Consider the following 17640-nt stretch of genomic DNA (forward strand, 5'->3'; position numbering starts at 1 on the left):
GATAATTCGCTTATGATATGAATTAACTTTTCAAATCTAACTTTAACCCAAATGTTATCTTTATGCTATATTAGTATGAAATGATATTATATTATTGTTTTTCAGTGCAATCCTTTATTTTAACACGACTTATCTTTATTTTTTCAAGTTTAATCTAAAAATTGAGTAGATTTTTTCAAAAAAAACTCCGGAAAAAAGTCCTTAAACGGAGTTTACAAATTGGTTTTGAATGCTTTGTATTTTTACTTTTATAAATCCGGATTCTAATCTGATAAAATGATTCAAACACAACAATATAAAATAAGAAAATACGTTCAAATAGTTCTAACTTTAATTACATTATGGAATATTCAAAAAATTACACTGCTGCGGATGCACACATAGACATACAAGGCATTATGGACGGTTTATACTACCCTTTTTATATGGAAGAATGCCGTCATGACTTTGTTCGGGAGGTTTTAGGTTTTGATTTTGTGCAACAGGCTCAAAATGGCGTATTTATGGTTTTATCCGAGTACAGTATCAAATTTATACGCTCGCTAAAAAAAGACGACAATTTTGATGTTACCTGTGCGGTCTACACCGATGCTCAGGGATTACCCCGATTGCATTTCAAACAATCGATTATAAAAAACGGAAAAACAATGGCAACGGCTGTATTTACAGGAACCTGTATTCCCGCTACCGGAGGCCGACCTTATTTACCTGAAGAATTGAAAACTAATTTTGCTGATGCACCTTCTTTACAACTATAAGTAGAGAAAAATCTCTTTCAAAAACATAATATAAATCAATTTCTCTTCTTTGGGATTAGGCTTGTGCCCTTTCAGGGCTAAAACAATCATTATCAATATCCCTTTCGTAGTGCTTCGCACTATGCTAGAGCTAAGGCTCTTTCAAAGCGATAGATGGTATTAAACAGGTTTTACAATGCTTCCTTTACCGCAAAGCTTTTTTAAATTATAAAACTCCCGGCATAGAAAAAATATCTTGCTATGATACCTAAGAGTAGTTAAAACAAAAAAATCCCAAACTCCAGTTTTAAATTGGAATTTGGGATTTGAAATTTATTCTTTTATCAGATCTAGTCTAAAACGAAACTTACATTTACGTTTGCTGTAATTTCAATTTCTCCAACTGCAAGCGTTTCATTTTCAGCGCCACCGTTAGTATCCATAGCCATTGATTTCATAGCTGCATACATTGGTCTAGGATTGTATACCTGAGAATTGTCTGAGATTGTAATCGCTTTACCTACTTTTTGACCTAAAACTGAAACGTAGTCTTCTGCCTTTGCCTTAGCATCTTTAATAGCTAATTTACGAGCTTCTGATTGGTGTTGTGCTAATTTAGAAGATTCAAAAGAAACATTATCAATACGATTGATTCCTTGTTGTACCAAACCTTCCATTACTTCATCGTATTTAGATAAATCTTTCAATACAATTTCTACAGTCTGAGTAGCATTATAACTTGTTTTCTTTTTTTCGTAATCGTATTGCGGATTAAGCGAAACCTGTTTTGTTTTGTAATCAGCAACAGGAACATTCATTTTTTTGATGAACTTCAAAACAGCGTCGATTTTTTCGTCGTTTTGTTTTTTGACATCTTTAGCATTATTCCCTTTTGTTTCAACCGTAGCTGAAATACAAACCTGATCCGGTGCTATTTTTACTTTTCCTTCACCACTTACATTGATTTGAGGAATTTGTTTGACTTCTTGCGCGTAAGACATAGACATAAACATTATTGTTAAAAATAATACTACTTTCTTCATTTTAGTTATATTTAAATTATTTGATTAGTGACCTTTCAAAAGTTGTGCCATTGTTACAATTTCCCCAATTTCGCCATCGCAAAAAGGATTAAAATCGGGATTGCTAACAGTATCACCATCATACTGTGATCTACAAATAAAGATGGCTCTTTGATCAAAGTTATGAAATATCCGCCAATAGCACCTCCAAAATGTGCTGTATGTCCAATATTATCATTTTTGGCTTTCATTCCGTATATCGAATACAATAAATATAAAATTCCAAATAAATAGGCTGGCATTGGTATGACAAAAAAGATTCCCAACATCATATCTGGCTGTAACAATATGGCGGAGTATAAAACTCCTGTCACCGCACCTGATGCCCCTACTGCACGGTAACTATAATCGTTTTTATGAAACAGCATCGTTAATAAGCTTCCGAAAATTAAACTTCCGAAATAAATTAACAGAAAAGAAAAATTACCCAACCAGTTTAATACGACCGGAGCAAAAAACCAAAGCGTTAGCATATTGAAAAGTAAATGCATCATATCGGCATGTAAAAAACCGGATGAAAGCATTCTTATTTGTTCTCCTGAGCGAATACTTCCTACATGAAACTCGTATTTTCTAAAAAAAGCAAGATTGTTGAAACCCTGATAACTAATCAAAACATTGGCAACTATAATTCCAATCAAAATGGTATTCATAAAAAACTTTTAATGTGAATTGTAAATATAATCATTCTTAAACATATGTTAGCATCAATTCAAAATATAGCTCGTAATTCATTTTTACTTTATATTTGTAAAAAAAACAATACATGCAATTTCTCGTTTATATCATAGCCTTCCCTTTTCTTTGGCTCATTTCTATACTTCCTTTTCGAATATTTTACTTGTTTTCTGATTTTGTATATTTAATCATTTACAGAATTGTAGGCTACCGCAAAAGAGTAGTACGTGAAAACTTAAAACTTACTTTATCGCATTTAAACGATTCTGAACGAAAAGAAATCGAGAAAAAATTCTACAAACATATGTGTGATATGTTTTTGGAAATGATTAAAACGATGAGTATTTCACCTCAGGAGATGGAAAGAAGATTCAAAACGACAAATCTTGACCTGGTTAACGAATATGCGAAAAAAGGCAAAAGCACTATTCTGGTAGCGGCGCACTACGCCAGTTACGAATGGCTTTTGACGATTAATCCTAAAATTGCTTTTCAGGGTATTGCAGTGTATAAAAAAGTAGCCAACCCCTATTTTGACAAGCTGGTTCGAAAAATTCGCTCTAAATACGATACGGAATTAGTTGAAACCAGAAAAGCGATTCCAACAATGGCTCAAAACCAACGTGACGGAATTTTAAGCATGTACGGTTTAGCCAGCGACCAATCGCCTAAACTGGACCGAATTTTTCATTCGATGAAATTTATGGGAATTGAAGTTCCTGTACACACCGGAGCCGAAATGCTGGCCAAAAAATACGACCTGAGTGTTATTTTTGTAAAAGTAAAAAAAGTAGCCAGAGGGTATTATGAAGCCACCTTTGTACCGATTGCCGATAATCCGAATGATTATGAAAATTTTGACATTACGGAGAAATACTTAAGAGAAGTAGAAAAACAAATTTATGAGGCTCCAGAATTCTATTTGTGGACACACAAAAGATGGAAACACAAGGTAGAGTAATTTTGTTGTGAAATGTGAGATGTGTGAGTTTGTTTTGAGTTTTTGTACTGAACATTAAGAAAACTTGCAAATTGATGACACAAACCAGGCACCATTTTTACTTTCTTAAAATAAAAAAACACCTTTTTCAATGATGAAAAAGGTGTTTTTTGTTTGTAATCACAATGCAAATTAAATTCCTGCGATTGCTTTTATTTCGTCAATGATTCGAAGTGCCAAAACATCAGCTTTTTCCTGTGAAGGAGCTTCTGTATAAATTCTGATAATAGGCTCTGTGTTTGATTTTCTTAAATGAACCCATTCTGTAGCAAAATCAATTTTCACACCGTCGATTGTAGTAATGTCTTCGTTTTTGTATTTTTCGGTCATCGCTACCAAAATTGCATCAACATCGATTTGCGGTGTTAATTCAATTTTATTTTTACTCATATAATACTCCGGATAAGAAGCGCGCAATGCCGAAACTGACATCTTTTTATTTGCCAAATGGGTTAAAAATAAAGCAACTCCCACCAAACTATCTCTTCCGTAATGCGATTCCGGATAGATAATTCCTCCGTTACCTTCTCCTCCAATAATAGCATTGTTTTTCTTCATTAACGCTACAACGTTTACTTCACCAACAGCGCTGGCTTCATATTTACCGCCATGAGCTATAGTTACATCGCGCAAAGCACGTGAAGATGACATATTTGAAACTGTATTTCCAGGAGTTTTACTCAAAACATAATCAGCGCAGGCTACCAAAGTATATTCTTCCCCAAACATTTCCCCATCTTCAGAAATAAAAGCCAGACGATCAACATCCGGATCAACAACTACTCCTAAATGCGCTTTTTCTTTTACTACCAATTCGGAAATATCTGTCAAATGTTCTTTCAATGGTTCCGGATTATGAGGAAAATGTCCGTTTGGTTCGCAGTATAATTTTACGACTTCAACACCCATTTGTTCCAATAATTTTGGGATGATAATTCCTCCGGAAGAGTTTACACCATCCACTACCACTTTAAATTTAGCGGCTTTTACTGCTTCAACATCAACCAAAGGCAAGTTCAAAACCTCGTCGATATGAATGTCCATATAAGCATCGTTTATCGTAATCTCACCCAAGCTGTCAACATCTGAGAAATCAAAAGCCTCCGCTTCTGCAATTTCAAGAATTTTTGCACCTTCTTCTCCGCTTAAAAACTCACCTTTTGCGTTCAACAATTTCAAAGCGTTCCATTGTTTCGGATTGTGAGAAGCCGTTAAAATAATTCCTCCGTCTGCTTTTTCTAACGGAACTGCTACTTCTACTGTTGGTGTTGTAGAAAGTCCTAAATCAATTACATTAATTCCTAAACCTATTAGAGTATTTACTACAAGATTGTGAATCATTGGTCCTGAAATTCTTGCGTCACGACCAATCACCACCGTTAATTTTTCTTTTGATGTGTTGTTTTTCAAAAAAGTACCGTATGCCGATGCAAATTTTACAGCATCAACAGGAGTCAGGTTATCTCCTACTTTTCCACCGATTGTTCCTCGTATTCCTGAAATAGATTTTATTAAAGTCATTTTTGTGAGTTATGGTTATTGATTACAAATATAATAGTTGCTAAGCTGCAAAGCTGCAAAGTTGCAAAGTTTTTATTAACGAGAGATTAAACCTCTCTTGCTTTAATTTAAGAAATGATTTTTATATATTTACTAAAATCTCTTTGAGACTTTGTAGCTTTGAACCTTTGAATCTTTATAAAAATGAATTTCCTAGCCCATATCTATCTTTCTGGTGAAAATGATTTGATTAAAATTGGCAACTTTATGGCCGATGGAATTCGCGGTAAACAGTTTGAACATTTTCCGGAAGACGTTCAAAAAGGCATTCTTTTGCATCGTTCCATCGATACTTATACCGATTCGCATGATGTTTTCAGGCAAAGCACCAAACGTTTACATGAGAAATACCATCATTATGCAGGCGTAATTGTCGATATTGTCTACGACCATTTTTTAGCCAAAAACTGGGAAAAGTACTCCGATGAAAAATTGGATCACTTTGTTCACCGATTTTACAGATCTTTGCATGAAAACTATCCTATTTTAACAGAAAAAACACAAGACTTAATGCCTTATATGATCAAACAAAACTGGCTTTTGAGTTATCAGACTGTTGAAGGGATCCATCAAATTTTAACTCAGATGGACCGAAGGAGGTCGAAAAATCAATCCAACATGCAATTTGCCACTGCTGAACTAAAAGAATTCTATCCGGAATTTGAACGAGAATTTACGCTCTTTTTTGAGGATATAAAAAGCCACTCAAGTCAAAAATTACTCTCTCTTTAATACTGCTTTTCACCAAACAAAAGCACCAAATAATACCTTTTAATTTTACATCAACATGAAAAAAATAACTTTCTTATTTACGCTAATCTATATTAGCTGTACTGCGCAGCAAAACCCAATAAAACCAACCGGGCTTGTTGTTTCAAAAGCGATGGTGGTTTCGGCACGTGCCGAAGCTTCTAAAGTTGGGGCAGATATCATGAAAAAAGGCGGTAATGCTTTTGACGCAATGGTGGGTACCGAACTGGCACTGGCTGTTGCTTTTCCGTATGCAGGAAATTTAGGTGGGGGCGGTTTTATGGTTTACCGAAAAGCCAATGGCGAAGTTGGATCATTGGATTATCGTGAAAAAGCACCACTGGCTGCAACAAAAGATATGTTTCTGGATAAAGACGGAAATGTCATTAAAGGAAAGAGCACCGAAACGGCTTTGGCTATTGGTGTTCCGGGAACTGTTGCCGGAGTTTTTGCAGTTCATAAGAAACTAGGATCTCTGCCGATGTCCGAAATTTTAAAACCTGTTATTGCCCTTGCCGAAAAAGGTGTGATCGTAACCCTAAAACAGCAAAAGCAACTGGAAGCTTATCACGACGCGATTGTAAAAGTAAATGGCCCGAATACCCTTATGGCAGGAAAATTTAAGGAAAATGATACGATCAAATATCCCGCTCTGGCCAGTACTTTGAAGCGTATTCAAAAGAACGGAAAAGATGAATTTTACAAAGGGCAGACGGCTAAAACTTTAGTAAATTATATCCAGAAAAAAGGAGGAATCATAACACTTAAAGATTTAGAAAAATACGAAGCCAAATGGAGAAAACCATTACAGTTTGATTATAAAGAACTGAAAATAACATCCATGGCGCCACCAAGCAGCGGCGGAATTTGTCTGGCTCAAATTATGAAAATGATTAGTCCTTTTTATTTATCCAAAATGGGACACAACACTCCGGAATCTATTCAGGTGATCGTTGAAGCTGAGCGAAGAGCTTATGCAGACAGAAGTCAGTTTTTAGGCGATCCGGATTTTGTAAAAATTCCGATGAATGCTTTATTGTCTGATACGTATTTAAAAGACAGAATGTCAAATTTCGATTCTGAAAAAGCGAGTTTATCCTCTGAAATTAAAGAAGGAAAAGTAACGTACAATGAAAGTACCGAAACGACTCATTATTCGATCGTAGATGCGCAAGGAAATGCCGTTGCCGCTACTACAACCATAAATGATGCCTTTGGATCAAAATACTACTGTGATGAATTAGGTTTCTTTTTAAACAATGAAATGGACGATTTTAGTGCAAAACCGGGATCTCCTAATATGTTTGGTTTGGTAGGTAATGAAGCGAACAGTATTGCACCCCAAAAAAGAATGTTAAGTTCAATGACTCCTACGATTGTTGAAAAAAACGGCAAACTGTTTATGGTGGTAGGTACTCCGGGCGGATCGACTATTATCACTTCGGTATTACAGGCCATCTTGAATGTGTACGAATATAATTTAAGCATGCAGGAAGCAGTGAATGCTCCACGTTTTCACCACCAATGGCTTCCGGATCTTATTACATTTGAACCTGGTGCCTTTAGCAATGTTACAATTGACAAGCTAAAAGCAAAAGGATATCTGATCAATGAAAAAAACGCTCCTGTAATTGGTAAACTGGATTGTATTCTGGTTCTTCCGGACAATTCTCTTGAAGGCGGGGCTGATTTTCGTGGAGACGATACTGCGGTTGGTTTTTAATTTAGTTCTCTATTTCCATTTGTTTTCAAACATTATAAACTAAATTTGTATTTCCCTAACCATTTACAAACAGCATGCTAAAAAAATATTTTAGAAAACTAGAAAACATTATCGCTTTAGGACAATCGTTAATGACTCCAAAGCAATTTATTTTCCTGTCAAGCGTTTTAATTGGTATTTCCTGCTCTTTGGCGGTAATTGTTTTAAAAACTTTTGCCCACAGTGTTTTTTCATTTGCCACTTATATAAATGGAATTTTAAAACTAAGCTTTATTAATAGTATCCTGCCGATTATTGGTATTGTACTTACTGTATTTGTGATCAAAAGGGTTTTGAACGGAAGCATCGAAAAAGGAACTTCACAAATATTATATGCCGTTGCAAAAAAAGCAAGTATAATTCCCAGAAAACAAATGTATGCCCAAATCGTTACCAGTTCGTTAACGGTTGGTCTGGGAGGTTCTGCGGGTTTGGAAAGTCCTATTGTGATTACGGGAGCTGCTTTTGGATCGAATTTCGCCCAAAATTACAGACTCCCTTATAAGGATCGAACTTTGCTTATTGGCTGTGGTGTTGCTGCGGGAATTGCCGCGGCTTTTAACGCTCCAATTGCCGGAGTTCTTTTTGCCATCGAAGTTTTACTGGTAGATGTAAGCATTTCTGCCTTTACCCCTATCATGATTTCGGCCGCAACGGGAGCTTTAGTTTCAGCTATCGTCTTAGACGAAACCATTTTATTGTCTTTCAAAAAACAGGAAGCTTTTAATTACCATAATATTCCTTTTTATGTTCTTTTAGGGATACTAACTGGTTTCATGGCCGTTTATTATGCTCGAAATTTTCAAAAAGTCGAGCATTATTTTGCCAGTCTAAAAATAGGAGCCTATAAAAAAGCTTTAATAGGTTCCTCGTTATTGGCCTTGCTTATCTTTATTTTTCCAACATTATTTGGTGAGGGTTACGAGAGTATCAAAACGCTATCTGAAACTGATCCGGGGAAAATATTAAACAATACTTTATTTGAAGATTTCAGAAACAATCAATGGGTTTTACTGTTGTTTGTAGGATGCACCATGATGGTCAAAGTTTTTGCCTCGGCACTTACCCTCGGAAGCGGTGGAAATGGTGGTAACTTCGCTCCCTCTTTATTTCTGGGGTCCTATTTGGGGTACTTTTTCTCGAAGTTCATTAGCCTAATTGGTCTGTCAAAACTTCCAATCAGTAATTTTACGATGGTTGGAATGGCCGGAATCTTAAGCGGATTATTTCACGCTCCACTAACCGCCATTTTCTTAATTGCCGAAATTACGGGCGGTTACAGCTTAATGATCCCGCTAATGATTGTATCTTCAATTAGTTTCGCCATTTCAAAACGTTTTGAAAAATATTCCCTAGACGTTAAGGGCTTAGCTAAAAAAGGACATGCTTTTACAAGTAATAAAGATTCTAATATATTATCGACTTTAGATATTGATACAATCATCCAATGCGATTACCTAACGGTGCATCCGGATGAAAATTTAGGCAAACTTGTTGATCTTATCTCACACTCCAACCAAGTGGTCTTTGCTGTTGTAAACAATGAGAAGGAACTCGTTGGTATTGTTCATTTTAATGATATACGTGAAATTATCTTTAATGCTTATCGTGTCAAATACACTTCCATTAAGGATGTAATGAAAACACCGCTAGTCACTATTTCATCTTCTGACAGTATGGAAATTGTGATGAGTAAATTCGAACAATCCAAAACAGCCTTTCTTCCTGTGATCCGCAACGAAAAATATTATGGATTCATTTCCAAATCGATAGCACTTGAAGCCTATAGAACCAAACTGCGTTCTATGACAATTGAGTAGCCTTAATATCGGATAGGTTAAAATTTTGGATTATCCGATATTAAGAAGTACTTTTGTTGGGTAATGTGGGATATAGACTTAACATATAGAACTGAATTTCAATCTACCTTTGATCGATTGTATCAAAAAAGGCTCGATCTGCAAAACAGCAGACCACTGCCCAACATTGCTTTGCATAAAATCAGAGAGAGTTTATCTTTAGAATGGACCTACAATTCGAACAGTATTGAAGGAAATACAATGAGCCTTCGCGAAACCCAAATGGTCATTCAGGAAGGTATTACCATCAAAGGAAAATCGCTTCGGGAACATTTTGAAACCCACAATCATGATAAGGCGATTGATTATCTGTATGAAATTATAGACGATACCTACAAACTCCGAAGCATTGATATTTTGTCGATTCACGGATTAGTTTTGCGTTCTATTGAAGATGATTTTGCCGGCCGTTTGCGCAATGGCGGAGTTCGAATTTCCGGAGCAAATTTTATGCCGCCCAATGCCAACAAAGTTTCAGATTATCTTGATGAATTAATTGATTTTATCAATACAAATCCATTAGATCTCAACGATATTGAATTGGCTACGATTTACCATCATAAGTTGGTCTGGATTCATCCTTTTTTTGATGGAAACGGCCGTACAGTGCGCTTAAGTATGAATTTATTGCTAATGCGTTGCGGTTTTCCTCCGGCTATTATCCTAAAAAATGACCGAAAGAAATATTACGACGCCCTTAATCAGGCAAACAATGGCAATTATCAGAAATTAACCCTTTTGATGTGTCAGGCTTTAGAACGAACTTTAAATATCTATCTAAATGCAATGCCGGGCAATGATTATGATTATCAAAAAATATCCGATATTGTAAGCGAACCTGAAACCCCATACGGTCAGGAATATGTAAGTTTACTTGCCAGAACAGGTAAAATAGATGCTTATAAAGAAGGCCGAAACTGGTACACTACCAAAGAAGCCATAGAAGAATACATGCTTACACGCAAAAGAAAACGCTAACTTTGGTTAGCGTTTTTTGTTACTATTTGTAACATAAACTTTTACAATCCAGTATAAAAAGAACAAATCAAAGTGGTAACTTTGCGTTTTGCTCAAATTTATGTTAGAAAAAGACAATACTATTGAAGTTCTTGGTGCAAGAGTTCATAATCTAAAAAATATAGACATTTCAATTCCGCGTGAAAAACTGGTAGTTATTACCGGTCTATCGGGCTCGGGAAAATCATCTTTAGCATTTGATACTATTTATGCCGAAGGACAGCGTCGCTATGTAGAAACATTTTCGGCTTATGCCAGACAGTTTCTTGGAGGCCTGGAACGTCCCGATGTAGATAAAATCGACGGACTTTCTCCCGTAATTGCAATTGAACAAAAAACAACCAGTAAAAGTCCACGTTCTACTGTTGGAACCATTACCGAAATCTACGATTTCCTAAGACTTCTTTACGCCAGAGGTGCCGACGCGTACAGCTACAATACGGGAGAAAAAATGGTTTCTTATTCTGACGAGCAAATCAAAGATTTGATCATACAGGATTTTAACGGAAAACGTATCAATATATTAGCTCCAGTAATTAAGGCCAGAAAAGGTCATTATGCAGAGTTGTTCCAGCAAATTACCAAACAAGGTTTTCTAAAAGTACGTGTCAATGGTGAAGTTCAGGACTTGGTTTCCGGAATGAAACTTGACCGTTACAAAACGCACGATATTGAAATTGTAGTAGACAGAATGCTGATTGAAAATACCGAAGACAATCAGAAACGTCTTTCTGAAAGTATCAATACGGCGATGCATCATGGCGAAAACGTTTTGATGATTTTGGATCAGGATACTAATGAAGTACGTTATTTCAGTAGAAACCTGATGTGCCCTTCGACGGGTATTTCGTATCAAAATCCGGAACCTAATTTATTCTCCTTCAACTCTCCGAAAGGAGCTTGTCCACATTGTAACGGTTTAGGAACAGTACACGAAATCAATGCCAAAAAAATTATTCCAAATCCGAAATTATCTATCAAAGCCGGAGGTTTTGCTCCGCTTGGCGAATACAAATCTTCCTGGATATTTAAACAGTTAGAAGTTATTGGTGAAAAATACGGCTTTAAAATAACGGATCCTATTGAGAAAATTTCTGAAGAAGCCATGAATACAATTCTACATGGCGGAAAAGAGAAATTCACTGTAAACTCTAAAGACCTTGGTGTAACCCGCGATTACAAAATAGATTTTGAAGGAATTTCTCATTTCATCAAAAATCAATATGACGAAAGTGCCTCCACCACTATTAAACGTTGGGCAAAAGATTTCATGGACGAAGTTAATTGTCCCGTTTGTGAAGGTTCCCGTTTGAAAAAGGAAGCTCTGTTTTTCAAGATTAATGAAAAAAACATCACCGATTTGTGTGATATGGATATTTCTGATTTAACCACCTGGTTTCTGGATTTACATACACATCTGACCGACAAACAACTTTTGATTGCCTCAGAGGTCGTTAAAGAAATCAAGGATCGCTTAAACTTCCTGATGAATGTTGGTTTGAATTATCTGGCTTTAAGCCGAAGTTCAAAATCACTTTCGGGAGGTGAAGCGCAGCGTATTCGTCTGGCAACTCAAATTGGATCACAACTGGTTGGTGTTTTGTATATTCTGGATGAACCAAGTATTGGTTTACATCAAAGAGACAACGAAAAACTGATTAAATCACTAGAACAATTACGTGATATCGGGAACTCGGTCATTGTGGTAGAACATGATAAAGACATGATTGAAACTGCCGATTATGTAATTGATATTGGCCCAAAAGCGGGTAAATATGGCGGAGAAATCATCAGCATTGGAACTCCGGCAGAAACATTAAAATCTAATACTATTACCGCTCAATATCTGAACGGTAAAATGAAACTCGAGATTCCTAAGGAACGTCGCAAAGGAAATGGTAAATCACTAAAATTAACAGGAGCAACAGGAAACAACCTAAAAAATGTATCTATTGAACTGCCTTTAGGACAACTGATCTGTGTGACAGGTGTTTCAGGGAGTGGGAAATCAACTTTGATTAACGAAACACTCTACCCCATTTTAAATGCTTACTATTTTAATGGTGTTAAAAAACCGCAACCGTATAAAAAAATTGAGGGATTAGAACATATCGACAAAGTAATTGATATCGACCAAAGTCCGATTGGAAGAACTCCGCGTTCGAATCCGGCGACCTATACTGAAGTTTTTACAGAGATTAGAAACCTGTTTACCATGACATCCGAAAGCATGATTCGCGGTTATAAAGCGGGACGTTTTAGTTTTAACGTAAAAGGCGGACGCTGCGAAACCTGCGAAGGATCTGGCGTTAGAACCATCGAAATGAACTTTTTACCAGATGTCTACGTAGAATGCGAAACCTGTCAGGGCAAACGTTTTAACAGAGAAACACTGGAGATTCGATACAAAGGAAAATCTATTTCAGATGTTTTGAACATGACCGTTGATGAAGCAGTTCCATTTTTCGAAAACATTCCGAAAATCTATCGAAAAGTAAAAACTATTCAGGATGTTGGATTGGGATATATCACACTCGGACAACAAAGCACAACATTATCAGGCGGTGAAGCACAACGCATCAAACTCGCCGGTGAGTTATCAAAAAAAGATACCGGAAATACTTTTTATATTCTGGATGAACCTACAACAGGATTGCATTTTGAAGATATTCGCGTTTTAATGGATGTCATCAATAAATTAGTCGACAAAGGAAATACGATTTTAGTAATCGAGCATAACATGGACGTCATTAAACTCGCAGACTATATTATCGATATTGGTCCTGAAGGCGGAAAAGGCGGTGGACAATTGATCGCCAAAGGAACTCCCGAGGAAGTAGCTAAAAACAAGAAAAGCTATACCGCTAAATTTTTGAAAAAGGAATTAGAATAATAAAATCATTGTCAAGGTTTGCAACTTTGGCAATGATTTTTCTTTTGTCAATTGATATAATTGCAAAAAATACTATTGGCCGAACCTACGGTTCTATTTATTATTTGGTTTGATTTATATGACGGATTAAAATCCGTCTCTACAAAATGGATCGAGCCAATGGCTCTACTTGCGCGGAAAACAAATTCCGAAGGAACGACAGATCTATAACAACAAATTTTAATCCGTAGAAATAAAAAATTACCACAAAACCGTCTTAATTTACTGATAATGAATAACAATTCATCAACCCCTTTTATTTAGATGCTATATTTAAATTAATAAATTTTATTTTTTGCACCAATTCACAAAAAAAGGCTTAATTTAGCTAGCCTTTTTGTCAAAATCTCAAATTTTGACAGTGCTTTTTTTGATAGAAAAACAACAATTCGATCAAAAATCTGTAAACGGGCACCACTCTTTTGTCAATGCTAAAAAGAGAACAATTTTAAAAAAAATATAAATTATAAAATACCTAAAATGAGATTAGAAGATTTTGATAATGATGAGGATAAAGTAATTCAGGACCGTTTAAAACAAAAAACGTGGAATGAAATCAGAACGAATGACAGCTGGGCGATTTTTAAAATCATGGCTGAATTTGTAAACGGTTACGAAAGTATGGGGCGTATTGGCCCATGTGTATCGATTTTCGGCTCGGCAAGAACAAAACCAGAAGACAAATACTATTTATTAGCCGAAAAAATTGCTTATAAAATTAGTAAAGCAGGTTACGGAGTTATCACAGGAGGTGGTCCCGGAATCATGGAAGCCGGAAACAAAGGAGCTCACTTAGGAGGCGGAACTTCGGTTGGATTAAACATCGAATTGCCTTTTGAGCAGCATTTCAACCCTTATATTGACCACGATAAAAACCTTAATTTCGATTATTTCTTTGTGAGAAAAGTAATGTTTGTAAAATATTCACAAGGTTTTGTGGTAATGCCGGGAGGTTTTGGAACTCTTGACGAAATGTTCGAAGCAATCACTTTGATTCAAACTAAAAAAATTGGAAAATTCCCTATTATATTAGTTGGAGTTGAATTCTGGTCAGGATTAATCGAATGGGTTAAGACTGTACTGGTAGAAAAAATGCACACGGTTAGCCCTGAAGATTTGAACTTATTTAAAATCGTAGATACTGAAGATGAAGTAGTTGACGTATTGGATAAATTCTACAAAAAGTACGATTTGAGTCCAAATTTCTAATATAGACATCTGTCTATTAAACAAATTTGAAAATTTAAATTTCGCACGTAGCCGTTAAAAACTGAGACAAGTATAGCACTATGTATGATTCAGTTAAATAAAATACTACAAAAATTAAAAGCTGTTTTTTAAACAGCTTTTTTTATGCTATTTTTACAAAAAACCAGAATCATTATTTACTTGTGAGTTTATTTATAATTTAAATCATTTGCTCTATCCTTGAAATCATTTTATAAAATTATATTCTATCTTTTTGTTCTATTCAGCTCGATAAAACAATATGCGCAACATCAGTCTAAGATGGAAGTCGCTGTTAACATAGAACTCAAAACCCTGAATATCAAACAGGATATCACTTATCACAACACTTCAAATGATTCTTTGATTTCAATAGTTCTTAACGATTGGAACAATGCTTTCTCCGATAAAAACACACCATTAGCCAGACGATTTTCTGATGAATTTTACAGAGGTTTCCACTTAGCAAAAACTTCTGAAAGAGGAAGCACAACTGTTTTAAGTCTTACTGATTCAGACAATTCCGCACTTGAATGGGAAAGAACTGAAAAAAATCCAGACTATATTGTAGTAAAACTAAACAAAAAATTGCGCCCGGGAGAAAAAATTGACTTGCACTTAATTTATATTACTAAAATCCCAAGTGACAAATTTACCCGTTATGGTTTTGATCAAAATGGAGGAATGAATTTAAAAGACTGGTTCTTAACTCCTGCCCGTTTTGAGAATCACCGTTTTATGAAATACGACAATTTCAATTTGGACGATATTGCCAATTCAAGTACAGATTATGAACTTGAAATAAAAGTACCCAACCAGTATGCTATAACGACTGATTTGAATCAGGTCTCGGAAGATAACACTAACTCTTCCTTTAAAACTTACCAGTTCTCGGGAAAAAACAGAACTGATTTTAGTCTGTTTATCGAAAAACAAAATGGCTTCAAAAGTTACGATAACGGATCACTTGAGGTACTTACAAATCTTAAAAACAAAAGACTAACCGAAATTCAGAGTGCGATTATCATCAATAAAGTGGTCACTTTTGCTAACTCTTTTATTGGAAAATATCCACACCAAAAAATCACTGTTTCTCAGGTAGATTACGATCGAAATCCATTCTACGGACTCAACCAGCTGCCTTCGTTTATTAGTCCATTTTCAGACGAGTTTGTTTTTGAAATTACATTCCTGAAAACTTATCTGAATAACTATCTTAAAAACAGTCTGCGTCTGGACCCCAGAAAGGACAACTGGGTTTATGACGGTATTCAGATTTATGCGATGATGAAGTACATCGAAGAAAACCATTTGGATCAAAAAATGCTCGGAAGGCTTTCTGATATGAAACTTTTTTCAAGTTTCAACATCACTAATTTGACTTTCAACGAGCAATACAGCTATTACTATATGTTAATGGCTCGTAAAAATCTGGATCAGCCTTTGGGTGATCCGAAAAATACTTTAATCAAATTCAACGAACAAATCGCGAGTAAATATCGTGCAGGTTTAAGTCTTAGCTATTTAGATGATTATTTAAATCACAATATTGTTCCCGAAAGTGTACAGGAATTCTACGATTTAAACAAAACGGAACAGACAAACCGATACGATTTAGAAGAAATACTAACCAAAAAAAGTCCAAAAAAGATTGACTGGTTTTTTAATACCATTATAGGTTCACGTGACATCATCGATTATAAGTTCACCCATGTTTCAAGAACGAAAGACACTGTCGCTTTTCGAATTAAAAACAGAACCGGTATCTATGCTCCGATTCCTATATATGGAATTAATAATAATGAAGTTGTTTTTAAAAAATGGGTTGAGCCAAAAACTGCCGATTCAACCTATATTTTTGAAAGAAAAAATGCCGACAAAATTGTCATCAACTATGACAATGAGGTTCCGGAATACAACCAAAGAAACAATTGGAGATCCATAAAAAGTTTAGTCATTACTAATCGCCCTATCAAATTTAATTTTGCCAAAGATCTCGAAGATCCTTATTACAATCAAATTTTATACATACCGACTCTTAATTACAACTATTACGACGGTCTGACTCCCGGCATGCGTCTTCACAACAAAACAATTTTAGACAAACCTTTTACGTTTGATATCGATCCGGCTTATTCGATTAATGCGAAAACTTTTTCCGGTTCTTCCTCATTTTCCTGGAATCAATACTACCGAAACAGCACCTTATATAATGTACGCTATTCCCTAAGTCAAAATTATTACCACTACGCTCCTGATGCCACCTATTTGAGACTGAATCCGATGGTACAGTTTAGAATACGTGAAGAAAATTTCAGAGATAACCGAAAACAACTGATCATGTTCAGACAGGTTATTGTAAATCGTGAAGCAAGTACTTACATCAAAGACAATTCCACTCCAAATTATTCTGTTTTTAATGCCCGTTACGTTAATACAAAAATGGAACTGGTAAATCATTTTAATTTTATGACGGATGTTCAGTTCTCAGGAAAATTTGGAAAAGTAGCTGCAGAAATTGAATACAGAAGACTTTTTGAAAACAATCGCAAACTAAATTTAAGATTGTACGCCGGAAGTTTTTTATACAACCGAACAAACTCTGATTATTTTAGTTTTGGTTTAGACCGACCGTCTGATTATATGTTTGATTACAATTTTTTCGGCAGATCAGAAAGTACCGGAATTTTCAGCCAGCAATATATAATAGCCGAAGGTGGTTTTAAATCTAAAATAGCACCAAGATATGCCAATCAATGGATGGCTACACTAAATGCGAGCTATGCTATTTGGAACTGGATTGAGGTTTACGGAGATGTAGGTTTAATGAGAAGCAAGCATCAAAGCGAAAATTTCAGATATGATAGTGGTATCCGATTAAATCTGGTTCCTGATTATTTTGAATTGTACTTTCCGGTTTATTCTAATAACGGATGGGAGATTTCGCAAAATAAATACAGCGAAAAAATACGATTTATCGTCACATTTTCACCAAAAACATTACTTAATCTTTTTACTAGAAAATGGCTTTAATCG

12 protein-coding genes are annotated in these 17640 nt (G+C 35.4%); 9 read left to right on the forward strand and 3 right to left on the reverse strand.

Annotated elements, in window-relative coordinates; translation table 11 throughout:
• Positions 1–341 precede the first annotated feature (341 nt).
• Positions 342–758, forward strand: a complete 417-nt coding sequence (locus OLM58_RS21690) for an acyl-CoA thioesterase (protein WP_264530623.1) — start codon at positions 342–344, stop codon at positions 756–758.
• 329 nt (positions 759–1087) lie between these two features.
• Here OLM58_RS21690 and OLM58_RS21695 read toward each other — a convergent pair whose 3' ends face one another.
• Positions 1088–1780, reverse strand: a complete 693-nt coding sequence (locus tag OLM58_RS21695; protein ID WP_249965819.1) for an SIMPL domain-containing protein — start codon at positions 1778–1780, stop codon at positions 1088–1090.
• A gap of 53 nt (positions 1781–1833) precedes the next feature.
• Entirely contained in the window at positions 1834–2472 is a 639-nt protein-coding gene (locus OLM58_RS21700; RefSeq protein WP_264530624.1) for a rhomboid family intramembrane serine protease, read from the reverse strand.
• 113 nt (positions 2473–2585) lie between these two features.
• Between OLM58_RS21700 and OLM58_RS21705 the strand changes: the two genes are divergently transcribed.
• On the forward strand, positions 2586–3458 hold the full coding sequence (locus OLM58_RS21705) for a lysophospholipid acyltransferase family protein (protein WP_264530625.1): 873 nt from the start codon (positions 2586–2588) through the stop codon (positions 3456–3458).
• 171 nt (positions 3459–3629) lie between these two features.
• Here the strand turns inward: OLM58_RS21705 and glmM are convergent, their stop codons facing one another.
• Positions 3630–5018 carry a phosphoglucosamine mutase gene (gene glmM, locus OLM58_RS21710; RefSeq protein WP_264530626.1) on the reverse strand — a complete coding sequence of 463 codons (1389 nt, stop codon included), beginning with the start codon at positions 5016–5018 and terminating at the stop codon, positions 3630–3632.
• A 183-nt stretch (positions 5019–5201) separates the two neighbouring features.
• Between glmM and OLM58_RS21715 the strand changes: the two genes are divergently transcribed.
• The 7 genes from OLM58_RS21715 to OLM58_RS21745 all read left to right on the forward strand — a co-directional run bounded on the left by OLM58_RS21715 (position 5202) and on the right by OLM58_RS21745 (position 17637).
• The gene (locus OLM58_RS21715) at positions 5202–5789 is read left to right on the forward strand and encodes an acyl carrier protein phosphodiesterase (RefSeq protein ID WP_264530627.1); all 588 of its coding nucleotides are present in this window, start codon (positions 5202–5204) and stop codon (positions 5787–5789) included.
• 55 nt (positions 5790–5844) lie between these two features.
• Positions 5845–7530 carry a gamma-glutamyltransferase gene (ggt, locus tag OLM58_RS21720; protein ID WP_264530628.1) on the forward strand — a complete coding sequence of 562 codons (1686 nt, stop codon included), beginning with the start codon at positions 5845–5847 and terminating at the stop codon, positions 7528–7530.
• 74 nt (positions 7531–7604) lie between these two features.
• The gene (locus OLM58_RS21725; protein ID WP_264530629.1) at positions 7605–9389 is read left to right on the forward strand and encodes a chloride channel protein; all 1785 of its coding nucleotides are present in this window, start codon (positions 7605–7607) and stop codon (positions 9387–9389) included.
• 63 nt (positions 9390–9452) lie between these two features.
• A complete protein-coding gene (locus OLM58_RS21730; RefSeq protein WP_264530630.1) occupies positions 9453–10406 on the forward strand; it encodes a Fic family protein in 954 nt (317 codons plus the stop codon).
• A gap of 100 nt (positions 10407–10506) precedes the next feature.
• Positions 10507–13338 (forward strand): excinuclease ABC subunit UvrA, encoded by a 2832-nt coding sequence (uvrA, locus tag OLM58_RS21735; RefSeq protein WP_264530631.1) that lies wholly within the window; start codon positions 10507–10509, stop codon positions 13336–13338.
• A 519-nt stretch (positions 13339–13857) separates the two neighbouring features.
• Positions 13858–14586: a TIGR00730 family Rossman fold protein gene (locus OLM58_RS21740; protein WP_017496653.1), complete on the forward strand. Its 729-nt coding sequence runs from the start codon at positions 13858–13860 to the stop codon at positions 14584–14586.
• A 300-nt stretch (positions 14587–14886) separates the two neighbouring features.
• Positions 14887–17637, forward strand: coding sequence for an aminopeptidase (locus tag OLM58_RS21745; RefSeq protein ID WP_264530632.1), 2751 nt, complete (start codon positions 14887–14889; stop codon positions 17635–17637).
• The last annotated feature ends 3 nt before the right edge of the window (positions 17638–17640 follow it).

The organism is Flavobacterium sp. N502540 (genome assembly GCF_025947365.1).
GTDB lineage: Bacteria > Bacteroidota > Bacteroidia > Flavobacteriales > Flavobacteriaceae > Flavobacterium.